Raw genomic sequence first — 20,997 nt, 5'->3', positions numbered from 1 at the left:
GTACATCACCAACATGTGTGGGAGGTGCTGAATGTCTGTGACCCAGATCGACATCGATGACGACGCCCTGGCACGCGCCATGGCTCTGTCCAAGGTCAGGACCAAGAAGGAGGCGGTCAACCTCGCCTTGCACTTCTACGCCGAGCAGCAGGAGCGTGCGGCGCGCATCAGCCGTCACTTCGAGCGTGCGCGTGAGTGGGGTGCCGTCGAGGACGCCGAGCGGCTGCACCGGGCGGAGAAGCACAGCCAGTGATCTACTTGCTCGACACGTCCGGCCTGGTACGGCTGCTCCGCGATCCAGAACTGCAGTCGGGCTGGTACGACGCGATCGATGCCGGAGCCATCGCCTCCTGCTACGCACAGCGCGCCGAGTTCCTGTATAGCGCCCGGAACGCACGCGAGTACGACGAGATCGCGGAAATGTTCACCGACCTCTACCCCGACGCCTCGGTGCCGAAGAACGCGGGGCGCTGGGTCAGCGCGGTGCAGCATCGCATGGCCCGGGCCGGGGAGCACCGCAGTGCCTCGGCGGTGGACCTCGTCATCGCCGCCACCGCCGCCCACCACGGGCTGACGGTCCTCCATGACGATGCCGACTACCGTGCCATCGCCCGGCACGCACCCGACCTGACCGAGCACAACGTCCACGACATCGCCTAGGATCCGGGGCCATGGCCCTGACTGCGAGTGACGTGGACCGGTTCGAGGCGTCCAGGCCGCGTCTGGAGGCCCTCGCCTATCGCCTCCTCGGCTCCGCGAGCGAGGCGGAGGACGCCGTGCAGGACACGTTCCTTCGCTGGCAGGCCGCCGACGTCGGCCGCATCGAGGTTCCCGCGGCGTGGCTGACGAAGGTTCTCACCAACCTGTGCCTCAACCAGCTCACCTCGGCCCGCGCTCGGCGTGAGACCTACGTGGGCCAGTGGCTCCCGGAGCCGCTGCTGGCCGGGGACCCCATGCTCGGCCCGGCCGAAACCGCCGAGCAGCGCGAATCGGTCTCGTACGCGGTCCTGACCCTCCTGGAGCGCCTCACCCCGAGCGAGCGGGCGGTGTACGTGCTGAGGGAGGCCTTCGGATACCCGCACCGGGAGATCGCCCGGATCCTCGACATCACCGAGGCCGCCGGCCAGCAGATCCTCCACCGCGCCAAGAAGCACATCGCGGACGGCAGGGCCCGCGCCGAGATCGACGAGGCCGCCGCCCGGAGGATCGTCGACGAGTTCCTCGCGGCCGCCACCAGCGGCCGGACCGAGCCGCTCGTGCGACTGCTCACCCAGGACGCCGTCTCGATCGGCGACGGTGGCGGTAAGGTCCCGGCCCGCGCCAAGGCGTTCGAGGGCGCCCTGGCGGTCGCGAAGTTCATGCGGGGCCTGTTCAAGCCCGGCGAGGCCAAGCGCGCCCTGGTCGGCGGTTCACCCGAGGTCTACGCCACGACCGCCAACGGCGGTCCCGCCGTCGTAGCGGTCGTCGACGGCCGGATCGTCGGCGTGATGTGCCTGGAGGTCACCGCCGAGGGCATCGCCGCGTTCCGCAACCAGGTCAACCCCGACAAGCTCGCACGCGCGACCCGGCGGTGGGCGGCCACCGACCACGGCGAGCCGCTGCTCAACGCCTTCTGAACCGATGTGAGGTGCTTCACATCGCGTTGCTGTCAGGAAACGGCGGGCCGCCCGGTTCAAGTGGCGACCCCGATCGGACAGGAGCAACGACATGCAGCACCGCATCATCGTTCTCGGAGCCGGATACACCGGAGCCATCGCGGCCGGCCGTCTCGCCAGGCGGCTGCACCGCGACGACGTCTCCATCACCCTCGTCAACGCCGAGCCCGACTTCGTCGAGCGGGTGCGGATGCACCAGCTCGCGGTCGGCCGGAGCCTCCGGCCCCGGCCCTTCAGCGAGATGTTCGCGGGCACCGGCGTCGAGTTGAGGCTCGCGAGAGTCACCGGCGTCGACGTCGACCGCGGGACCGTCGCCGTCGTCGAAGCGGACGGTGCTGCCGGGGAGCTGGAGTACGACACCCTCGTGTACGCCCTCGGCAGCAGCTGGAACGACCAGGGCGTCCCCGGCGCCGCCGAGCACGCCCACGAGATCGCCAGTCGCCCCGGAGCGCTCCGGCTGCGTGAGCGCCTGGCCCGCCTGGACGCCGGACAGTCGGTGGTCGTGGTCGGCGGCGGCCTCACCGGCGTGGAGGCCGCGACCGAGATCGCCGGGGCCCGCCCGGACCTCGACGTCGTCCTCGCCGCCCGCGGCGGCCTCGGCGACTGGCTCTCGCCCGCAGGCCGCCGGCACCTGCGAAAGGTCTTCGGCAAGCTCCGCGTCACCGTGCACGAGGACACCGCTGTGACCGGGGTCGAGGCCGACCGCGTCGCCACGGCCGACGGCAGGTCCCTCCCGGCGGCGATCACCGTGTGGACCGCCGGCTTCGCCGTTCACCCGGTCGCGACGGCCACCACCCTGGAGGTCACCGGCACGGGCCGGATCGTGGTCGACGGGACGATGCGCTCGCTCTCGCATCCGGACGTGTACGCCGTCGGCGACGCGGCCATGGCGATGGGCCCCGGCGACAAGCCGCTGCGGATGTCGTGCGCCTCGGGCATCCCCACCGCGTGGCAGGCGGCCGACGCCATCGCGGCCCGCCTGACCGGCGGGAAGCTCCCGAACGTGCCGCTCCGGTACTTCAACCAGTGCGTCTCGCTGGGCCGCGGGGAAGGCCTGATCCAGTACGTCACCGCCGACGACCGTGCCGTCCGGGCGGTGCTGACGGGACGGCTCGCCGCCGTCTACAAGGAACTGATCTGCAAAGGCGCGGCCTGGGCCGTCGCCAACCCGATGACGGGGCTGCCGTCCCGGCGCCGCCGCGCCGTGCAGGAGCCGGCCCGGGCGGGCTCGGCGGTCAGGGCGTCGGCCTGACCCGCACGGCGGAGCGGGCGCCCCCGTGTCGAAGACGCCCGCTCTGCTCAGGTGCCGGTCCGCCTCAGCTCACGTTGACCGCGGACCAGGCCGCCGCCACCGCGTTGTACTCCGTGCTGCCGGCGCCGTAGAGGTCCTTGGCGGCGCTCAGGGTCGCCGTCCTTGCGCCCGCGTACTTCGTGGAGGACGTCATGTAGACCGTCAGGGCCCGGTACCAGATCTGGCCGAGCTTGTCGCGGCCGATGCCCGTCACCGAGGAGTTGTTGCAGGTGGGGGAGTCGTAGGCGACGCCGTTTATGGATTTGGCACCGCTGCCCTCGGCGAGCAGGTAGGCGAAGTGGTTGGCGACGCCCGAGGAGTAGTGGACGTCGAGGTTGCCCACCGAACTGCTCCAGCAGTCGGCCGAACTGCCGTCCTTGGAGGGCTTGTCCATGTAGCGCAGGGCCGACTTGCCGAAGCCGGAGCGGACGATCTTCTCGCCGATCAGGTAGTCACCGGGGTCGGCGGGATTGTTCGCGTACCACTCCACCAGCGTGCCCAGGATGTCGGAGGTGGCCTCGTTCAGGCCGCCGGACTCGCCCGAGTACGTCAGTGCCGCCGTCTTCGACGTCACGCCGTGGGTCATCTCGTGGCCGGCCACGTCGAGGGCGACCAGCGGGCCGAACGTGGTGCCGTCACCGTCGCCGTACGTCATGCAGAAGCAACTGTCGTCCCAGAAGGCGTTGTTGTAGTTACTTCCGTAGTGGACGCGGTTGTACGAGCCCTTGCCGTCGCCCGCGATGCCGTTGCGGCCGTGGACGTATCTGTAGTAGTCCCAGGTCTCGTTGGTGCCGTACTGCGCGTCGACCGCCGCCGACGCGCGGTCCGCGGTCGTGCCCGTGCCCCAGTGGTTGTCGGCGTCCGTGAACAGCGTGGCGGGGGCGCGCTGGAAGCAGATGCCGAAGATGCACAGGTCGGTCTTGTTCTCCGCGTCGCCCGTGTACGTGTTGCCCCGTGTCGGGTCCTTGAGCTGGTACGCCGAGCCCGAGAGCGTGGTCTCCAGCGGCACCGTTCCGCTGTAGAGCGACTGCCCGTCGCCCGCCGCCGTCTCGATGCTGTCCCAGGCGTCGATCTGCGCGCCGGTGCGGGCGTCGGTGAGCACCGTACGGGCCACCGGGTTGCCGAGCGAGTCCAGCCCGACCGCGTTGGTGCGCCAGGCCAGGCGCGGGGCGCCGTGCAGGGCGTCGACGATCAACTCGGGCTTGGCCTTGACCTGTTGCAGCTTCGTGCCCAGGTTCTCCGCGCGCAGCGCGTTGACCGCGAGGTCGGCCGCCTTCGGGGCGGTGAGCTCGGGCGTGGTGCTCGGCAGGGACACCGTGCCCTTCGAGGCCCGGTCGGCGCCGCGGTAGGTGCCGTCCGGAGTGAGGTGGACGATGAAGTCGCCGCCCAGAACGGGCAGTTGGTGGTACGTACGGTCGTAGCGGACGTGCTGTGTGCCGTTCTTGTCGACGACCACGTCCCGTACGGTGGTGGCCTCGGCGGAGGTGAGGCCCAGGGCCGTGGAGTGGTGGGCGAGCGCCGACTCGGCGTTGTGGATGGCGGTGGCCCGGGTGGGTCTGCCCTCCGCGTGCGCGGCGGGGGAGAGGGCGGCGGCCAGCAGGGTGGCGGTGGTGGCGGCCACACCGGCCGTGGCAAGGCGGGAACCTCGGATGTGCCGTGTCCGACTCATCGGTCTCCTTGAGCGCGGGCGCCCTGGGGGCGCGCGGGGGTGCGCTGGCGTCCCTGAGATTTAAGTGCTCATGACATGTCATGTCCATAGCGCCTCCGCGTGGGTGTGAGGGGAGAGAATCGTTTCCGTGACGACTTCGACCACTCCGACGCCGCCGCCCGCACCGCTCCCGTTCTTCGTCTACGGCACCCTGCGCCCGGGCGAGGGCAACCACGGCCTGCTCCTGCGCGGCCGCACCCGCTCCGAGGAACCCGCCCGGCTGTCCGGCGCGGTGCTCTACGAGGGACCCGGCTACCCGTACGCCGTGGAGGAGCCGGGCGGGCTGGTGCGGGGCGACCTGGTCGCCGCCCGGCCGGAGGAGTACGGCGAGGTGCTCACCGCGCTGGACCGGCTGGAGGAGTACGTCGCCGGCGACCCGCACAGCCTCTACGAGCGCATCGAGCGCGAAGTGGTCCGCGAGAGCGACGGAGCGGTCGTGCGCGCCTGGGTCTACGTCGCCGGACCGTCCGTCACCCGACGGCTGCGCGCCGAGGGCATGCGTATCGAGGGCGGCGACTGGCGCACACGGAACCCGGTCTGACGGGCGGTGACGGCGCGTCTCGTGGCAGGCCTGTTCGGGGCGGGCTGACACCTGCTCGGCCCGGCCCGGGGGCCCGCCGCGGGCGAGCGTCAGGAGGCCTCAGCGGGCCTCAGGCGACGGGCGCAGCTGGGCGTCGGCCAGGGCCCGGGCCACGCCGTGCTCCGTGCGGCCCAGGAACTTCGGGTCCGGCTGGAACACCGCCTCCAGGGCCGCCTTGCCGGCCGCGAACACCTCGCGAGTGCCGCCGTAGTACCAGGTGGCGTCGTGCTTGGCGTCGACGCCAACACCGTAGGAGTCGATGCCCGCCGCGTCGCACAGGGCGACCGCGCGACGGACGTGGAAACCCTGGGTGACCAGGACCGCCCGGTCCACGCCGAAGATCTTCTTCGCGCGGACGCAGGAACTCCAGGTGTCGAAGCCGGCGTAGTCGCTCACGATCCGTGTGCCGGGCACGCCCCGCTTGGTCAGGTAGGCGCGCATCGCGTCCGGCTCGTCGTAGTCCTCGCGGCTGTTGTCGCCGGTCACCAGGAGCACCTTGACCCGGCCCTCGTGGTACAGCTTCGCCGCCGCGTCCAGCCGGTGCGCCAGGTACGGCGACGGCTTCCCCTGCCACAGGCCCGCGCCGAAGACGACGGCGACGTCGGTGCGCGGCGCGTCCGCCGTGGTGCGCAGCCGGTCGCCGGCCGTGACGTAGGTCCAGGTCGCCGGGAGCAGTGCCAGTACGCACCCGGCCATCACCACCTGCGTCAGCAGCCGCCGCCCGGCACGGGTGCGCGGCAGGCGCGGACGGGTCCACGGCACTCGGCGCGGCGAGCGCGGCTCATGCGTCAGGCGCATCGTTCGATTCCCTCCCCAGGTGCCCCCACGGCCCCCCGAACAGCAAGGACGCACCCCACACCGTCCCGGTTCACTCCCGACAGCCCATTCTCGCGCCGGCGGACGTGGAACCGGGACCGGGGGTGGGTGCATGTCCGTCCCAGCCCGGCGGCGGGACCGGAGTCCGGTCGGAGCCCGGATGGCGCTGGCTCCCGTCACGGACCGGCCGCCCGGCCCGCAGGCGCGCGGGCGTCTCACCACACGGGCCGCTTGCCACGGCCCGGCGGACAGTCAGGAGTCCAAGGAGACACCCCCGCCCGTTACGGCCCGGCGGGCGGGCGGGCGGGACCGGGGTCCGGGGCGGGGGCCGCGCTCATCGTGGCCTGGTGGGTGGGACCGGGTGCGGGGTGGGCCCCCGGTAGGTCACGGCCCGGCGGGGGCGTCGGGGCCTGGAGTGGGGCGCATGCCCGTCCCGGCCCGGCGGGCGGGATCGGGGTGCGGGGTGGGGGCTTGGTCCGGCCCGGTCCGGCGGGGAGCCACGGAGTCCGGGAGGGACCCGCGTCCGCCATCCCCCGACGCCAGACGCGCGTGCCGTGGCGAGGGGGACGTGGACGGCGACATCCCCAATGTCCGTGGGTGCGCTTACTGTCGAAGCATGGAAGGGATCGCATCCGAGGCAGCGCGGCCGCGCGGGCACGCCCACCGGCCGTCCGGAAACCATGTGCCGCCGGCCGGTTACGAGGCGTCGGCCGTCGAGCGGTGGGACGCCGAGCCGGACAAGCGGCCGGGGCGCACCGCCTTCCAGCGCGACCGCGCGCGCGTGCTGCACTCCGCCGCCCTCAGACGGCTGGCCGGCAAGACCCAGGTGGTCACGCCGGGGACCTTCCCCCAAGTTCTCGGCTTCGCTCGAACAGGGGGGACCCCCATCCAGGCCTGGGACGCCAGCCCCCGTACCCGACTCACCCACTCGCTCGAATGCGCCCAGGTCGGCCGGGAACTGGGCGCCGCCCTCGGCTGCGACCCCGACCTGGTGGAGGCGGCCTGCCTCTCCCACGACCTGGGCCACCCGCCCTTCGGGCACAACGGCGAACAGGCGCTGAACGAGTTCGCGCGGGACTGCGGCGGCTTCGAGGGCAACGCCCAGTCCCTGCGCCTGCTCACCCGCATCGAACCCAAGCGGTTCGTCGTGGACGACGAGACGGACGAACTCGTCAGCGTCGGCCTCAACCTCACTCGCGCCGCCCTCGACGCCGCCACCAAGTACCCCTGGCCACGCGACGCGCACCCCACCGACCCGGCCTCGCCCAAGTTCGGCGTCTACGAGGACGACCGGCCGGTCTTCGACTGGGTGCGCAAGGACGCGCCCGGCACGCGCACCTGCTTCGAGGCCCAGGTCATGGACTGGGCGGACGACGTGGCGTACTCGGTGCACGACGTGGAGGACGGACTGCACGCCGGCCACATCGACCCCGGCTGCCTGCACGCCGAACCCGAGCGGCAGGCGGTCTTCGCGGTCGCCGTCGGCCGCTACGTGCCGTCCGGCACCGACCCCGGGGAACTCGCCGAGGCCCTCGACCGGCTCCTGGACCAGGAGTGGTGGCCGCACGGCTACGACGGCTCGGCCGTCGCCCAGGCCCGCCTGAAGGACGCCACCAGCCAGCTCATCGGCCGCTTCTGCCTGGCCGCCGAGGGCGCCACCCGGGAGAGGTACGGAAGCGGGCGCCTCACGCGCCACGGCGCCGAGCTGGTCGTCCCCCGGACCACCCGAATGGAGTGCGCGGTCCTCAAGGCCGTCGCCGACCGTTACGTCATGCAGCGTGCCGAGCAGGAGCGGCTGCGCGCCGACCAGCGGATCGTGGTCGCCGAGCTGGCCGAGGCGCTGACCGCCCGCGCCCCCCACGGCCTGGACCCCCAGTTCCGCGCCCTGTTCGACCAGGCCGCCGACGACCGCGCCCGTAAGCGCGTGCTCGTCGACCAGATCGCATCCCTCACCGACGCCTCGGCCCGTTCGCTTCACGCGCGTCTGAGAGGACACGTATGACGGGAAGAGCGCACGCATGGCATTGACAGCGCGTTTACGGACAGCCGTGGTACCGCTGGGACCGGAGTGAACGCAGTGACCCCGACCGGGTCCCGAGGTGACCCTCCGTGGCCTGATCGGGCCACTCCCTCTTCCCGCACCACGCTCCGTGCGGGACGCTCCCATGTGGCGGCACCCACAGTGTTCTCTGGGGGACACCCCCAGACCCCCGGCAGGAGGCATCAAGTGGTCGACGCGGATCAGACATTCGTCATCGTCGGAGGAGGGCTGGCCGGCGCGAAGGCGGCCGAGACGCTGCGCGCGGAGGGCTTCAGCGGCCGCGTGATCCTCGTGTGCGACGAGCGCGACCACCCCTACGAGCGGCCGCCGCTGTCCAAGGGGTACCTGCTCGGCAAGGAGGAGCGCGACAGCGTCTTCGTGCACGAGCCCGCCTGGTACGCGCAGAACGACATCGAGCTGCACCTCGGCCAGACGGTCGTCGCGATCGACCGCGCCGCGAAAACCGTCCACTACGGGGACGACGGCACCCACGTGCGCTACGACAAGCTGCTGCTGGCCACCGGCGCCGAGCCGCGCCGCCTGGACATCCCCGGCACCGACCTCGCCGGCGTCCACCACCTGCGCCGCCTCGCCCACGCCGAGCGCCTGAAGCACGTCCTGACCCACCTCGGCCGGGACAACGGCCACCTCGTGATCGCGGGCGGCGGCTGGATCGGCCTGGAGGTCGCGGCGGCGGCCCGCGAGTACGGCGCGGAGGTCACCGTCGTCCAGACGGCCGCCACCCCGCTGCACAGCGCGCTCGGCCCCGAGCTCGGCCAGCTCTTCGCCGATCTGCACCGCGAGCACGGCGTCCGCTTCCGCTTCGGTGCTCGGCTCACCGAGATCGTCGGGCAGGACGGCATGGTGCTAGCCGTCCGGACCGACGACGGCGAGGAGCACCCCTGCCACGACGTGCTCGCCGCGATCGGCGCCGCGCCGCGTGTCGCCCTGGCGGAGTCGGCGGGCCTGGAGCTGGCCGACCGCGCCCACGGCGGCGGCATCAAGGTGGACGAGCGGCTGCGCACGTCCGACCCGGACATCTACGCGGCCGGCGACGTCGCCGCCTTCCCGCACGGGCTGTTCGACACCCGGCTGCGGGTGGAGCACTGGGCCAACGCGCTGAACGGCGGCCCGGCCGCGGCCCGCGCGATGCTCGGCCAGGAGGTCCTCTACGACCGCGTGCCCTACTTCTTCACCGACCAGTACGACCTGGGCATGGAGTACAGCGGCTGGGCGCCCCCCGGCTCCTACGACGAGGTGGTGATCCGCGGGGACGCCGGAAAGCGCGAGTTCATCGCGTTCTGGGTGAAGGAGGGCCGCGTCCTGGCCGGGATGAACGTCAACGTGTGGGACGTCACGGACCCGATCCAGCACCTGATCCGTACGCGGGCGCGGGTGGACACGGAGGCGCTCGCGGACCCGCACGTGCCGCTGGAGAGCCTGACCCCGTAGCCGGGCGGGAGCCTCGCCGGACCACCGTAGACTTCTGGCGTGGCAGGACGGATCAACGACGAGGACGTGAAGGCGGTACGGGACGCGGTCCCGATCGACGCCGTGGTGTCCGAGTACCTCCAGCTGCGGAACGCGGGCGGGGGCAACCTCAAGGGCCTGTGCCCGTTCCACGACGAGAAGTCGCCGTCCTTCCAGGTCAGCCCGAGCAAGGGACTCTTCCACTGCTTCGGCTGCCAGGAGGGCGGCGACACCATCGCGTTCGTGATGAAGATCGACCACCTCTCCTTCTCGGAGACGGTCGAGCGACTGGCCGCCCAGGCCGGCATCACCCTGCGCTACGAGGAGGGCGGGTACAACCCCGCCCACCAGCGCGGCGAGCGCATCCGCCTGGTGGAGGCGCACAAGCTGGCCGCCGACTGGTACGCCGAACAGCTCGCGAACTCCGCCGAGGCCGAGACCGGCCGGGTCTTCCTCGCCGAACGCGGCTTCGACCAGGGCGCCGCCCTCCACTTCGGCGTCGGCTACAGCCCCCAGGGCTGGGACCACCTCACCCGCTTTCTGCGCGGCAAGGGCTTCACCGACAAGGAGCTGATCCTCTCCGGTCTCGCCCAGGAGGGCCGCCGCGGTCCCATCGACCGCTTCCGGGGCCGGCTGATGTGGCCGATCCGCGACATCGGCGGCGACGTGGTCGGCTTCGGCGCGCGCAAGCTGTACGAGGCGGACAACGGACCGAAGTACCTCAACACCCCCGACACCGCGATCTACAAGAAGTCCCAGGTGCTCTACGGGATCGACCTGGCGAAGAAGGAGATCGCGAAGACCTCCCGGGCGGTGGTGGTCGAGGGCTACACCGACGTCATGGCCTGCCACCTGGCCGGCGTGCCGATCGCCATCGCCACCTGCGGCACGGCGTTCGGCGGCGACCACATCAAGATCCTGCGCCGGCTGCTGATGGACAACGGATCGGCGCGTGTGATCTTCACCTTCGACGGTGACGCGGCCGGGCAGAAGGCGGCCCTGCGGGCCTTCGAGGACGACCAGAAGTTCGCCGCCGAGACCTACATCGCCGTCGCCCCGGACGGCATGGACCCCTGCGACCTGCGCCTGGCCAAGGGCGACGAGGCGGTCGCCGACCTGGTCGAACCGCGCACCCCGCTGTTCGAGTTCGCGCTGCGCCAGATCGTGGCCCGCTACGACCTCGACACCCCGGCCGGCCGTGCCTCCGCCCTGGACGAGGCCGCGCCGGTCGTCGCCCGGATCAAGAACAGCGGCGCCCAGCACGAGGTCGCGGTGCAGCTCGCCGGACTGCTCGGCATCCTCGACACCCAGTTCGTGGTCAAGCGGGTGGCCCAGCTGGCCCGCTGGGCCCGTGAACGCGGCGGCCGCGGCCCCGCCCCCGACCAGCGGCAGCGGGGCCCGCAGCAGGAGTACGCGCCGACGCGTCCCGCGCCCCGGGGCCCGGCGCTCAACCTGCGCAACCCGGTCTTCGCCACCGAACGCGAACTGCTCAAACTCGCCCTGCAGCGCCCGGAGCTGGTCTCCCCGGCCTTCGACGCCTACGGCGTGGACGAGTTCACCGCCTCGCCCTACGCCGCCGTACGCCAGGCGGTCCTGGACGCGGGCGGCGCCGAGTACGGCGTCGGCGACCCGCACGAGTACCTGGCCCGGGTCCGCGAGGTCGCCCCTGACGACACGGTCCGCGCGATGGTCACCGAGCTGGCGGTGGAGGCGATCCTGCTCCACCGGGACGTCGACGAGGCCTACGCGGGTGCCCAGCTGGTGACGGTCCGCCGCCGCGCGGTCGAACGCCGCATCCGCGACCTGCAGAGCACGGTCGCCCGCCTGGGCACCGGCGGCGACCCCGCCCAACTGGCCTCGGCGCAGAACGAGTTGTGGATCCTCCAGCAGTACGACCAGGCCCTGCGCGAACGCGGCGTGGCAGCGCTGTGAGCGCGCGCCGGGCCGTCGGGCGGTCTGAGTAACCGGCCGCTCACGCACCGGACTCAAAAAGTCTTCGCACGCCCCTCGTGGCGGTGTTGTGTCGTACCCCACACTGGGTCCGGTTGCCTGAGTCCTCGGAGCGCGGCCGCTCCGCCCCTCACGGGTGACGCATCCCCGCGGCTGTGCTTCTCGCGTACGGGACGGACGGTGGCGAGGCCGCCGCCGACTCCGCCCCCTCTCGTACCGCTGCCGCACGCTCAGCAGCGATCATCCTGGAGGTCGCCCCCGTGCAGACCCAGACCCTCACCCAGACCGACAGCCCCGCCGGACCGGGCAGCGCCGGGCCGGTCCCGGAGGCGGACGCGGAGGCCCCGCCCGAGCTTCCCGATCCGGTTCCCGCCCGTACCGAGAGCGGCGGCCCCTCCTCCGACCTGTTCCGCCAGTACCTCCGGGAGATCGGCCGGATCCCGCTGCTCACCGCCGCGGAGGAGGTCGAGCTGGCCCGGCGTGTGGAGGCCGGTCTGTTCGCGGAGGAGAAGCTGACCACCACCCCGGACCTGGACAGCCGGCTCGCCCTGGACCTGGACCGGATCGTCGTGCTGGGCCGGATGGCCAAGCGCCGGCTCATCGAGGCGAACCTGCGGCTCGTGGTGTCCGTGGCGAAGCGGTACGTCGGCCGGGGGCTCACGATGCTCGACCTCGTGCAGGAGGGCAACCTCGGGCTCATCCGGGCCGTGGAGAAGTTCGACTACGCCCGCGGCTACAAGTTCTCCACCTACGCCACCTGGTGGATCCGCCAGGCCATGTCCCGCGCCCTGGCCGACCAGGCCCGCACCATCCGCGTGCCCGTGCACGTCGTCGAACTCATCAACCGGGTCGTACGGGTGCAGCGGCGGATGCTCCAGGAGCGGGGCTACGAGCCGGCCACCGAGGAGGTCGCCGCCCTCCTCGACCTGCCGCCCGAGCGGGTGAGCGAGGTCCTGCGGCTCGCCCAGGAGCCGGTCTCCCTGCACGCCCCGGTCGGCGAGGAGGACGAGGTCGCCCTCGGTGACCTGATCGAGGACGGCGACGCCGCCTCGCCGGTGGAGTCGGCGGCGTTCCTGCTGCTGCGCGAGCACCTGGAGGCCGTGCTGTCCACGCTGGGGGAACGCGAGCGCAAGGTCGTGCAGTTGCGGTACGGGCTCGTCGACGGGCGCCCGCGCACGCTGGAGGAGATAGGGCGCATCTTCGGCGTGACCCGCGAGCGGATCCGCCAGATCGAGTCCAAGACCCTCAGCAAGCTGCGCGACCACGCCTTCGCCGACCAGCTCCGCGGCTATCTGGACTGACCTGGGGCCCGTCCGGCGGATCCTGTCGCAGACGCGGGGGCTGGCACGCCCTCCCCCAAGCTCTTCGAGCAGGGGGGACCCCCAGCGGCGTTGTCGTCGGTTGCCGACTCCCCCAAGCTCTGAACGAGCAGGGGGGACCCCCATCGCGTCGACGCCCTCCTCCGCCTTGCAGTCGGACGCACCAGCCCCCGCTCACCCGAGTCGATCAGAGGCCGTGGGTTTTCTGCGACCTGATCCGCCGGACAGGCCCCTGGGCCGCTCACCCCGGCGAGCGGCCCCGTCGCAAAGCACCGGCGGTCAGTCCACCTCGGCGACCGCCTGCGCGAACTGCGCCTTGTACAGGCGCGCGTACGCCCCGTCCGCACCCAGCAGCTCGTCGTGGGCGCCCTGTTCGACGATGGAGCCGTTCTCCATGACGAGGATCGTGTCCGCGTCCCGGATCGTGGAGAGCCGGTGGGCGATGACGAACGATGTCCTGCCGTGCTGGAGTTTGGCCATCGCCTTCTGGATCAGCACTTCGGTACGGGTGTCGACCGAGCTGGTCGCCTCGTCCAGGACGAGGATCACCGGGTCGGACAGGAACGCCCGCGCGATGGTGATGAGCTGCTTCTCACCGGCGCTCACCCCGGAGCCCTCGTCGTCGATCACGGTGTCGTAGCCGTCGGGCAGCGTACGCACGAACCGGTCGGCGTGCGCGGCCCGCGCCGCCTCCTCGATCTCCCCGCGGGTGACCTCGCCCACCCGTCGCCCGCCACCACCCTGACCGAGTGCGCTTCGCGCACCCCCTTCCACTCCAGCGCCGTAGGCGATGTTCTCCGCGATGGTGCCGCCGAACAGCCAGGTGTCCTGGAGCACCATGCCGATCCCGGACCGCAGTTCGTCCCGCGACATCTTCCCGATGTCGATCCCGTCGAGCGTGATGCGCCCGCCGGTGACGTCGTAGAACCGCATGAGCAGGTTGACCAGCGTGGTCTTGCCCGCGCCGGTCGGGCCGACGATCGCGACCGTGTGGCCGGGCTCCACCGTCAGGGACAGGTCCTCGATGAGCGGCTTCTCGGGGTCGTAGCGGAACGACACGTGCTCCAGCGCGACCCGTCCGCGCAGCTCCTCCGGCCGCACGCCCGGCACCGGGTCCGCCGTCTGCTCCTCGGCGTCCAGCAGTTCGAAGACGCGCTCGGCCGAGGCGACGCCCGACTGCACCAGGTTGGCCATCGAGGCCACCTGGGTCAGCGGCATCGAGAACTGCCGCGAGTACTGGATGAAGGCCTGCACGTCACCGATGGACAGCGTGCCCGAGGCGACCCGGAGACCACCGACGACGGCCACCAGCACGTAGTTGATGTTCGACACGAACATCATCAGCGGCTGCATGACGCCGCTGTTGAACTGCGCCTTGAACCCGGCCTCGTACAGCGCGTCGTTCTGCTCGGCGAACTGCTTCGCCGACTCCTCCTGCCGCCCGAACACCTTCACCAGGGTGTGCCCGGTGTACATCTCCTCGATGTGCGCGTTGAGCTGGCCCGTCGAGCGCCACTGCTGCACGAAGTGCGGCTGCGACCGCTTGCCCACGCGCGTGGCGACGACGAACGACAGCGGCACGGTCACCAGCGCGACCAGCGCCAGGATCCAGGAGACGTAGAACATCATGACGAGCACGCCGATGATGGTCAGCAGCGAGTTGATGAGCTGGCCCATCGACTGGTTGAGCGTCTGCCCGATGTTGTCGATGTCGTTGGTGGCGCGGGAGAGTACCTCGCCGCGCTGGCGCTTGTCGAAGTACGACAGCGGCAGCCGCGACAGCTTCGTCTGCACGTCCTCGCGCATCCGGAACACGGTCCGGTTCACCGACCGGTTCACCAGCCGCGTCGCCACGCCCATCAGCAGGCCGGCCACCAGGAACGTGCTCAGCGCGAGCAGCAGCACATTGCCGACGGCACCGAAGTCGATCCCCTTGCCGGGGGTGAAGTCGGTGCTCCTCAGCATGTCGGCGATCGCGCCCTGGCCACGCTCGCGCATGGAGGCGAGGACCTCGCCCTTGGTCGCCCCGGCCGGCATCTGCCGGCCGACGATCCCCGCGAAGACCAGGTCGGTGGCCTTGCCGAGGATCTTCGGCCCGATCACGCTGAGCATGACGCTCACCACCACGCACAGCACCAGGGCGGCGACGGTGACCCGTTCGGGCCTGAACTGGGCGATGAGCCGTTTGCCCGACTCCTTGAAGTTCAGCGAGCGGTTGTCGGGCCCGGACCCGCCCATCATGCGCCCCATCGGCCCGGCCATCAGGCTGCCTCCGCTTCCGTGAGCTGGGAGAGCACGATCTCCCGGTAGGTCTCGTTGTCCGCCATCAGCTCGTGGTGGCGGCCGGTGCCGACGACCCGTCCCTCGTCCAGGACGACGATCCGGTCGGCGTCGCGGATGGTGGCCACGCGCTGGGCGACGATGACGACGGTCGCCTCGGCGGTCTCGCGCCCCAGCGCCGCCCGCAGGGCCGCGTCGGTGGCGTAGTCGAGGGCCGAGAAGGAGTCGTCGAAGAGGTAGATCTCCGGGCGCTGCACCAGGGTGCGGGCGATGGCCAGACGCTGGCGCTGGCCGCCGGAGACGTTCGTGCCGCCCTGCGAGATCGGCGCGTCCAGGCCTCCCTCGAGACCGGTGACGAAGTCCCTGGCCTGTGCCACCTTCAGCGCCTGCCAGAGCTCCTCGTCGGTGGCGTCCGGGTTGCCGTAGCGCAGGTTGGTCGCGACGGTGCCGGCGAACAGGTACGGCTTCTGCGGGACCAGGCCGACCGTTCTGGCGAGCAGCTCCGGACCCACGGTGCGCACGTCCACGCCGTCGACGAGGACCTCTCCGTCGGTCGCGTCGAACAGCCTGGGCACCAGACCGAGCAGGGTGGACTTGCCGCTGCCGGTCGAGCCGATGACGGCGGTCACCTCGCCGGGGCGGGCGACCAGGTCGATGGCCCTCAGGACGGGCTCCTCGGCCCCCGGATAGCGGAAGCCCGCGCCGCGGATCTCCAGATGGCCGTGGCGGCGCAGCTCGGTCACGGGCGCGACGGGCGGCACGACGCTGGACTCGGTGTCCAGGACCTCCTGGATGCGCTCGGCGCACACCTCCGCGCGCGGCACCATCATGAACATGAAGGTCGCCATCATCACGGACATCACGATCTGCATCAGATAGGCGAGGAACGCGGTCAGGTCGCCGATCTGCATCCCGCCGCTGTCGATGCGGTGGGCGCCGAACCACACCACGGCGATGGACGACACGTTCACCACCGTCATCACCATCGGGAACATCAGCGCGAGCAGCCGGCCGGTGGCCAGCGACATCTCCGTCAGGTCGGTGTTGGCCCTGCGGAAGCGGTCCTTCTCGTACTCGTCGCGGACGAAGGCGCGGATCACGCGGTTGCCGGTGATCTGCTCGCGCAGCACCCGGTTCACCACGTCCAGGCGCTTCTGCATGGACCGGAACAGCGGACGCAGCCGGCGCACGATCAGCGTCACGCAGATGCCGAGCACGGGGACGACGGCGACCAGCACCGCGGACAGCGGCACGTCCAGGCCGAGGGCCAGGACGACACCGCCCACGCACATGATGGGCGCCGACACCATCAGGGTGAACGTCATCAGGACCAGCATCTGGACCTGCTGCACGTCGTTCGTCGTCCGCGTGATGAGGGAGGGCGCCCCGAAGTTGCCGACCTCCCGGGCCGAGAAGGACTGCACGCGGTCGAAGACGGCCGCCCGTACGTCCCGGCCGAGCGCCGAGGCGGTGCGGGCGCCGAAGTAGACGGCACCGATGTTGCACACGACCTGTGCAAGGGAGATGCCGATCATCACGGCGCCGAACGTCAGGATGTAACCGGTGTCACCCTTCACCACACCGTTGTCGATGATGTGGGCGTTCAGCGTGGGCAGGTAGAGCGTGGCGCAGGTCTGCAGGAATTGCAGCAGCACCAGCAGGGTTATGGGTTTCTTGTAGGGCCTCAGATAGGTCCGCAGGAGTCGTATGAGCACGCTGGGTCTCTCGCAGTCGGCGGTGGGGGCGGTCGATGTCCCCTGGCACCTATCGTCGAACACTCCACCCGCGTTACCTCAACCGATTAATCCGCCCGCGGGTCAAGGGCCGAGCCCTGGTCGGCCCTTGACCTCGCGTCCGCGATCCATCGCACGAGTGAACCGTTATGTCCTAAACGCCCCCGTATGGATGGTCGTTGCGGCCCTCGAAATGAACCCTTATGCCCGATAAGCCCGAAAGGGCCTATGGAGTGAAAGGGATCGCGGGACGGGGTGTCACCCCGCGAAGGCCCCCGGGTGAACCTGCTCACGTACCGACACGTACTGCTGGCGCACCGCCTGGCCCACCGCCAGATCCTCGCCGGGCTCCAGGACCTGGGCCACCGCGCCCTGCCAGGCCGGCGGGGTGCGCGGATCGAGGGTGCCCTGGGAGGCGCCGAGCGCCCAGGCGGCCTGCCGGGCGGCGCCGATCGCGGCGTAGTCGGCCGGCTGCGGCACGACGACCTGCGCGCCGAACACCGCCGGTGCGACGGCCTGTACGGCGGGCAGCTCGGCGGCGGGGCCGAGCAGGAAGACCCGGCGCACCTCCACACCCCGGCCGCGCAGCACGTCGAGCGCGTCCGCGAGCCCGCACAGCATGCCCTCGAACGCGGCCCGCGCCACATGCTCCGGCTTCATCGACTCCCGCCGGAGCCCGGCGAGCATCCCGGCGGTGTGCGGCAGATTGGGTGTCCGCTCGCCCTCCAGATAGGGCAGCATCACGAGTCCGTGCGAGCCCGGCGTCGACTTCATCGCCAGGTCCGACAGACCCTCCAGGTCGGGCATGCCCAGCAGTTCGGCGGTGCCGCGCAGCGCCCGCACCGCGTTCAGCGTGGTCACGACCGGCAGGTGCATGCCGGTGGCGTCGGCGAGCGAGGTGATCATCCCCGTCGGGTCGACGAGCGCCTCGTGGTGAACGGCCATCACCGAACCGGAGGCGCCGAGGGAGACGACCGCGTCGCCCAGACCCAGCCCCAGGCCGAAGGCGGCGGCCATGGTCTCCCCGGTCCCGGCCGAGATCAGCAGCCCCTCCGGGGTGGTGCCGGCCGCCTCGGCGGGACCGATCACCTCGGGCAGCGCGGCCTGCCGGCCGAGCGCCAGCTCGACCAGGTCGGGCCGGTAGGTGCCGGTGGCGGCGGACCAGTAGCCGGTGCCGGAGGCGCCGCCGCGGTCGGTGGTGCGGCGCATCGGCCGTCCCAGCAACTGCCACACCAGCCAGTCGTGCGCCTGGAGCAGGAGCGCGGTGCGCTGGGCGGCCTCGGGCTCGCTCTTGGCGAACCAGCGCAGCTTGGTCACCGGCAGCGGGGCCTGCGGCACGCAGCCGACCGACTGCGCCCAGACCTCGCGGCCGCCGAGCGCGTCGATCAGGTCGGCCGCCGCGACCTGCGCCCGCCGGTCGCCGCCGACCATCGCGGGCCGCACGGTGGCACCCTGGGCGTCGATCGGAACCAGCGCGTTCTGCTGCGCGGAGACGCCGATCGCCTGCACACCCTCCAGGAGCCCGCCGCCCGCGGCCTCCCCCAGGGACAGCAGCCAGGCCTGCGGATCGACGTCGGCGGAACGCCCGCCGCCCTCCGGCGTCTCCACCGGATGCGGCGCATATCCCTGCCTGAGTACGGACCCCGTGTCCGCGTCACAAACGACGATGCGAGTGAAATCGGGCGAACTGTCCAACCCGGCGACTATCCCCATGGCTAAAATTCTGCCGTACCGCCGCCCTTGCTCGGGCCGCGGCCGCCCCGGTGCCGCAAGGGACACGCGCGGTGCCGCCGAGGCGGGCCGGTCACGTGTTGCTGGTGCCCCAGTCGTCCTCGCCGCTGCCGTTGGAGTGGGCGCGCAGGGAGCGCACCCGCTGGGCGACCGACTCGGGAATGCGGTCGCCGACCTTCTCGCTGACCGTGTGGTAGGCCCGGTCCGCGAACTGCCGGCCCTGCTGCGCCGCGGTCTCGGCGGTGTTGCGCACGGCGGGGTTCTGGGCGATCCGGCCCGCGGACTTCTTGAGCTGCTCGTAGCGTTCACGTCCGGCCCTCGTGCCCAGCACGTAACCCACGGCGATCCCTGCGATGAACGTGAGCCGGTAACGCATGGCGGCCACCCTTCCCTTGCCTAGAGGTCACAGCCGGGGGAACCGATTGGCGGAGCACCCCCCTGCTTGCGCTAATGTATGTGTCGCAGCGAGCGCGCGCCCCCTGGCGAATACCCGGGTAGGTGCGTTCGATGCAACGAGGCATTCCTCCGTAGCTCAATTGGCAGAGCAGCCGGCTGTTAACCGGCAGGTTACTGGTTCGAGTCCAGTCGGGGGAGCTCGGTCCTCCGTAGCTCAATTGGCAGAGCAGCCGGCTGTTAACCGGCAGGTTACTGGTTCGAGTCCAGTCGGGGGAGCATGTTGAACGAGGACCCTCCGGGGTCCTTTTTCATGTCCGGTTTCATGCCCTTGGGGAACCGCCGCGGCCGCGGTGAAGTCCTTGAGGTCGTGAACGGCCGCGGAAGACGACCATCCGAAGCAGGAGATCGTATGAGCGGCTATGCTGCGGCAGACGACGCGCACACATGTACGCGACGCGCCGCAACGGGGCGGTAGCTCAGCCGGTTAGAGCAGCGGACTCATAATCCGTCGGCCGTGGGTTCGAGTCCCACCCGCCCCACCAGGCGCTACCCGCGCAGAATCGATGTGACCAGCGGTTACGCCGGTCATTCCCAGCCAGTCTGTGGCCCCCGGAAGTGGATCCGGGGGCCATCGGCGCGTGTTGGCCCGCTTTGCACTCGGCCGGAGCAACGGCTCGCGCGGACGGGCTACTGACGGGCCGCTCAGGAACGGTCGTCGGCGGGGTCGGCGGTCTCCGGCAGATCGTCGCGGTCGCCCTCGGCCTGGGAAGGGGTCGGGTACGGCGTGTCCGGCGGTCCTGCGGCGCGCTGCGTGCCCTCGTCGTCGCGTTCGCCCTCGGCCTGGGAAGGGGTGTGCTCTCTCATGGTGGTGACTCCTGCGGAGGGGTGACTCCTGCGGACGGGGCTGGTGACTCGTCCACCTTTCGGGTACCCCGGTGGCCGGTCCGTCACCGTGCCCGCGGGGTGTCCGGGCCGTCTTCGCGCCGCGGGGTGTCCGGGCCGGGGCCGGTGTGCCGGGCGAGCGCCGTGCGCAGGGCCGTGCGGATCTCCTGGGGCGGTGCGGGGCCGTCGTCGCGGGCGCCGGCGATGATCGCGGCGGCCACCGTGTGCAGCTTGGTGTTGGACCGCTGGGAGGCCTCCCGGAGGATGTCCCAGGCCTGCTCCGCGGTGCACGCGTGGGTGGCCATCAGGACGCCGCGGGCCTGGTCGATCACCGGGCGGGACGACATGGCCCGGCGGAGCTGATCGACCTCCGTCTGAAGCCGGCGCAGCCGCTCCGTCCGTTCCAGGGCCACCGGGGAGGCGCCCTGCGCAGCGGGCGCCTCCGGATCCACGCCGGCCGACGGTCGCGGCGCGTCCGCGGTGTCCAGGCCGGTCAGCTCCAGGACACGGCGCGGCTGCCCCGTCCAGCCGGACGCGGTCACCCGGAGCGGCGGGCGCCGGCCGCGGTCGCCGAGGGTGTGCAGGAGTTCCAGCCCGGCGGTGTCCATGAACGTCACCCCGGACACGTCCAGGTCGACCCGGCCGATGTCCGGCGGCAGCTCGGCCAGCGCCTGGGCCAGGGCCTCCGCGCAGCCGTGGACCAGTTCCCCGCGCGCGGTGAGCGACGCCCGGTCGGCCACCGGGTCCGTGCGGACGTCGACGGTGAGCGTGCCGGCCGGGGTGCTCCGCTGTCGTACGTGGGCTCGTGGTGCCGCTGCGGCCATCTCCCACCTCGTCCGTTCTCGTCCGTCCTCGGCAGTCCTCACGCGTCCTCGCGACGTCGCGTCTCCCCGTCCCCGCCGGTCCGCGCCCGGACGCACGCCGCGGCGCCATGGAGCCACGGAACCCCGGCGGTGCTGTCCTGCGCCTGCCCGCTCACCGGCGGGACCACACACGCCCGGGAACGGGCCTTCCCGGGCGCACGGAGGGACGGGCCGGGCGCCAGAAGGGCGGGAGCGGCCCGCGCCGCCGGAGCCGGACCGCGTCACGAGCCGCGCCCACGGATCGACGGGCCTTGCCGGGAGAGCAGTGGGTACGCGTAAGGC

General features: G+C 71.7%; 17 protein-coding genes and 3 tRNA genes. 12 read left to right on the top strand and 8 right to left on the bottom strand.

Features of this window, described 5'->3' with window-relative positions; genetic code table 11:
- The first annotated feature begins 31 nt into the window (after positions 1 to 31).
- From OIE49_RS12370 to OIE49_RS12355, 4 genes are all read left to right on the top strand, one after another.
- The gene (locus tag OIE49_RS12370; RefSeq protein WP_326802357.1) at positions 32 to 253 is read left to right on the top strand and encodes a type II toxin-antitoxin system VapB family antitoxin; all 222 of its coding nucleotides are present in this window, start codon (positions 32 to 34) and stop codon (positions 251 to 253) included.
- Positions 250 to 660: a PIN domain-containing protein gene (locus tag OIE49_RS12365; protein ID WP_326802356.1), complete on the top strand. Its 411-nt coding sequence runs from the start codon at positions 250 to 252 to the stop codon at positions 658 to 660. Before OIE49_RS12370 ends, OIE49_RS12365 begins: the two co-directional genes overlap by 4 nt.
- Before the next feature lie 11 nt (positions 661 to 671).
- Positions 672 to 1,616, top strand: a complete 945-nt coding sequence (sigJ, locus tag OIE49_RS12360; RefSeq protein ID WP_326802355.1) for an RNA polymerase sigma factor SigJ — start codon at positions 672 to 674, stop codon at positions 1,614 to 1,616.
- A 91-nt stretch (positions 1,617 to 1,707) separates the two neighbouring features.
- Entirely contained in the window at positions 1,708 to 2,907 is a 1,200-nt protein-coding gene (locus OIE49_RS12355) for an NAD(P)/FAD-dependent oxidoreductase (protein ID WP_326802354.1), read from the top strand.
- A gap of 64 nt (positions 2,908 to 2,971) precedes the next feature.
- Here the strand turns inward: OIE49_RS12355 and OIE49_RS12350 are convergent, their stop codons facing one another.
- Entirely contained in the window at positions 2,972 to 4,615 is a 1,644-nt protein-coding gene (locus tag OIE49_RS12350; RefSeq protein WP_326802353.1) for a M4 family metallopeptidase, read from the bottom strand.
- Between the two features lie 127 nt (positions 4,616 to 4,742).
- Between OIE49_RS12350 and OIE49_RS12345 the strand changes: the two genes are divergently transcribed.
- Positions 4,743 to 5,195, top strand: coding sequence for a gamma-glutamylcyclotransferase family protein (locus OIE49_RS12345; protein WP_326802352.1), 453 nt, complete (start codon positions 4,743 to 4,745; stop codon positions 5,193 to 5,195).
- A gap of 99 nt (positions 5,196 to 5,294) precedes the next feature.
- Here OIE49_RS12345 and OIE49_RS12340 read toward each other — a convergent pair whose 3' ends face one another.
- Complete coding sequence (locus OIE49_RS12340; RefSeq protein WP_326802351.1) at positions 5,295 to 6,032, bottom strand: SanA/YdcF family protein; 738 nt, start codon at positions 6,030 to 6,032, stop codon at positions 5,295 to 5,297.
- 634 nt (positions 6,033 to 6,666) lie between these two features.
- Here OIE49_RS12340 and OIE49_RS12335 point away from each other — a divergent pair.
- The 4 genes from OIE49_RS12335 to OIE49_RS12320 all read left to right on the top strand — a co-directional run bounded on the left by OIE49_RS12335 (position 6,667) and on the right by OIE49_RS12320 (position 12,812).
- Positions 6,667 to 8,052, top strand: a complete 1,386-nt coding sequence (locus tag OIE49_RS12335; protein WP_326802350.1) for a deoxyguanosinetriphosphate triphosphohydrolase — start codon at positions 6,667 to 6,669, stop codon at positions 8,050 to 8,052.
- A 225-nt stretch (positions 8,053 to 8,277) separates the two neighbouring features.
- On the top strand, positions 8,278 to 9,543 hold the full coding sequence (locus tag OIE49_RS12330; RefSeq protein WP_326802349.1) for an NAD(P)/FAD-dependent oxidoreductase: 1,266 nt from the start codon (positions 8,278 to 8,280) through the stop codon (positions 9,541 to 9,543).
- A 39-nt stretch (positions 9,544 to 9,582) separates the two neighbouring features.
- Entirely contained in the window at positions 9,583 to 11,493 is a 1,911-nt protein-coding gene (dnaG, locus tag OIE49_RS12325; protein ID WP_326802348.1) for a DNA primase, read from the top strand.
- Between the two features lie 161 nt (positions 11,494 to 11,654).
- Positions 11,655 to 12,812 (top strand): RNA polymerase sigma factor, encoded by a 1,158-nt coding sequence (locus OIE49_RS12320; RefSeq protein WP_326806205.1) that lies wholly within the window; start codon positions 11,655 to 11,657, stop codon positions 12,810 to 12,812.
- A gap of 297 nt (positions 12,813 to 13,109) precedes the next feature.
- Here the strand turns inward: OIE49_RS12320 and OIE49_RS12315 are convergent, their stop codons facing one another.
- From OIE49_RS12315 to OIE49_RS12300, 4 genes are all read right to left on the bottom strand, one after another.
- On the bottom strand, positions 13,110 to 15,092 hold the full coding sequence (locus tag OIE49_RS12315) for an ABC transporter ATP-binding protein (RefSeq protein ID WP_326802347.1): 1,983 nt from the start codon (positions 15,090 to 15,092) through the stop codon (positions 13,110 to 13,112).
- The gene (locus OIE49_RS12310) at positions 15,092 to 16,825 is read right to left on the bottom strand and encodes an ABC transporter ATP-binding protein (RefSeq protein WP_100566956.1); all 1,734 of its coding nucleotides are present in this window, start codon (positions 16,823 to 16,825) and stop codon (positions 15,092 to 15,094) included. Before OIE49_RS12310 ends, OIE49_RS12315 begins: the two co-directional genes overlap by 1 nt.
- A gap of 276 nt (positions 16,826 to 17,101) precedes the next feature.
- Positions 17,102 to 18,556 (bottom strand): FGGY family carbohydrate kinase, encoded by a 1,455-nt coding sequence (locus OIE49_RS12305; protein WP_326802346.1) that lies wholly within the window; start codon positions 18,554 to 18,556, stop codon positions 17,102 to 17,104.
- Positions 18,557 to 18,647: 91 nt separating this feature from the next.
- The gene (locus OIE49_RS12300) at positions 18,648 to 18,950 is read right to left on the bottom strand and encodes a hypothetical protein (protein WP_100566958.1); all 303 of its coding nucleotides are present in this window, start codon (positions 18,948 to 18,950) and stop codon (positions 18,648 to 18,650) included.
- Positions 18,951 to 19,095: 145 nt separating this feature from the next.
- Here OIE49_RS12300 and OIE49_RS12295 point away from each other — a divergent pair.
- The 3 genes from OIE49_RS12295 to OIE49_RS12285 all read left to right on the top strand — a co-directional run bounded on the left by OIE49_RS12295 (position 19,096) and on the right by OIE49_RS12285 (position 19,512).
- Positions 19,096 to 19,168 (top strand) — tRNA-Asn (locus tag OIE49_RS12295).
- Between the two features lie 5 nt (positions 19,169 to 19,173).
- Positions 19,174 to 19,246, top strand: a tRNA-Asn gene (locus OIE49_RS12290).
- A gap of 189 nt (positions 19,247 to 19,435) precedes the next feature.
- Positions 19,436 to 19,512 (top strand) — tRNA-Ile (locus OIE49_RS12285).
- 160 nt (positions 19,513 to 19,672) lie between these two features.
- Here OIE49_RS12285 and OIE49_RS12280 read toward each other — a convergent pair.
- Together OIE49_RS12280 and OIE49_RS12275 are read right to left on the bottom strand one after the other, a co-directional pair.
- Positions 19,673 to 19,834: a hypothetical protein gene (locus OIE49_RS12280; RefSeq protein WP_199836493.1), complete on the bottom strand. Its 162-nt coding sequence runs from the start codon at positions 19,832 to 19,834 to the stop codon at positions 19,673 to 19,675.
- Between the two features lie 83 nt (positions 19,835 to 19,917).
- Complete coding sequence (locus tag OIE49_RS12275) at positions 19,918 to 20,676, bottom strand: ANTAR domain-containing response regulator (protein WP_326802345.1); 759 nt, start codon at positions 20,674 to 20,676, stop codon at positions 19,918 to 19,920.
- Between the last annotated feature and the right edge of the window lie 321 nt (positions 20,677 to 20,997).

Source organism: Streptomyces sp. NBC_01788 (genome assembly GCF_035917575.1).
GTDB lineage: Bacteria > Actinomycetota > Actinomycetes > Streptomycetales > Streptomycetaceae > Streptomyces.
Note: the sequence above shows the minus strand (reverse complement) of the source record. Positions and strands in the feature narration are given on the sequence as shown.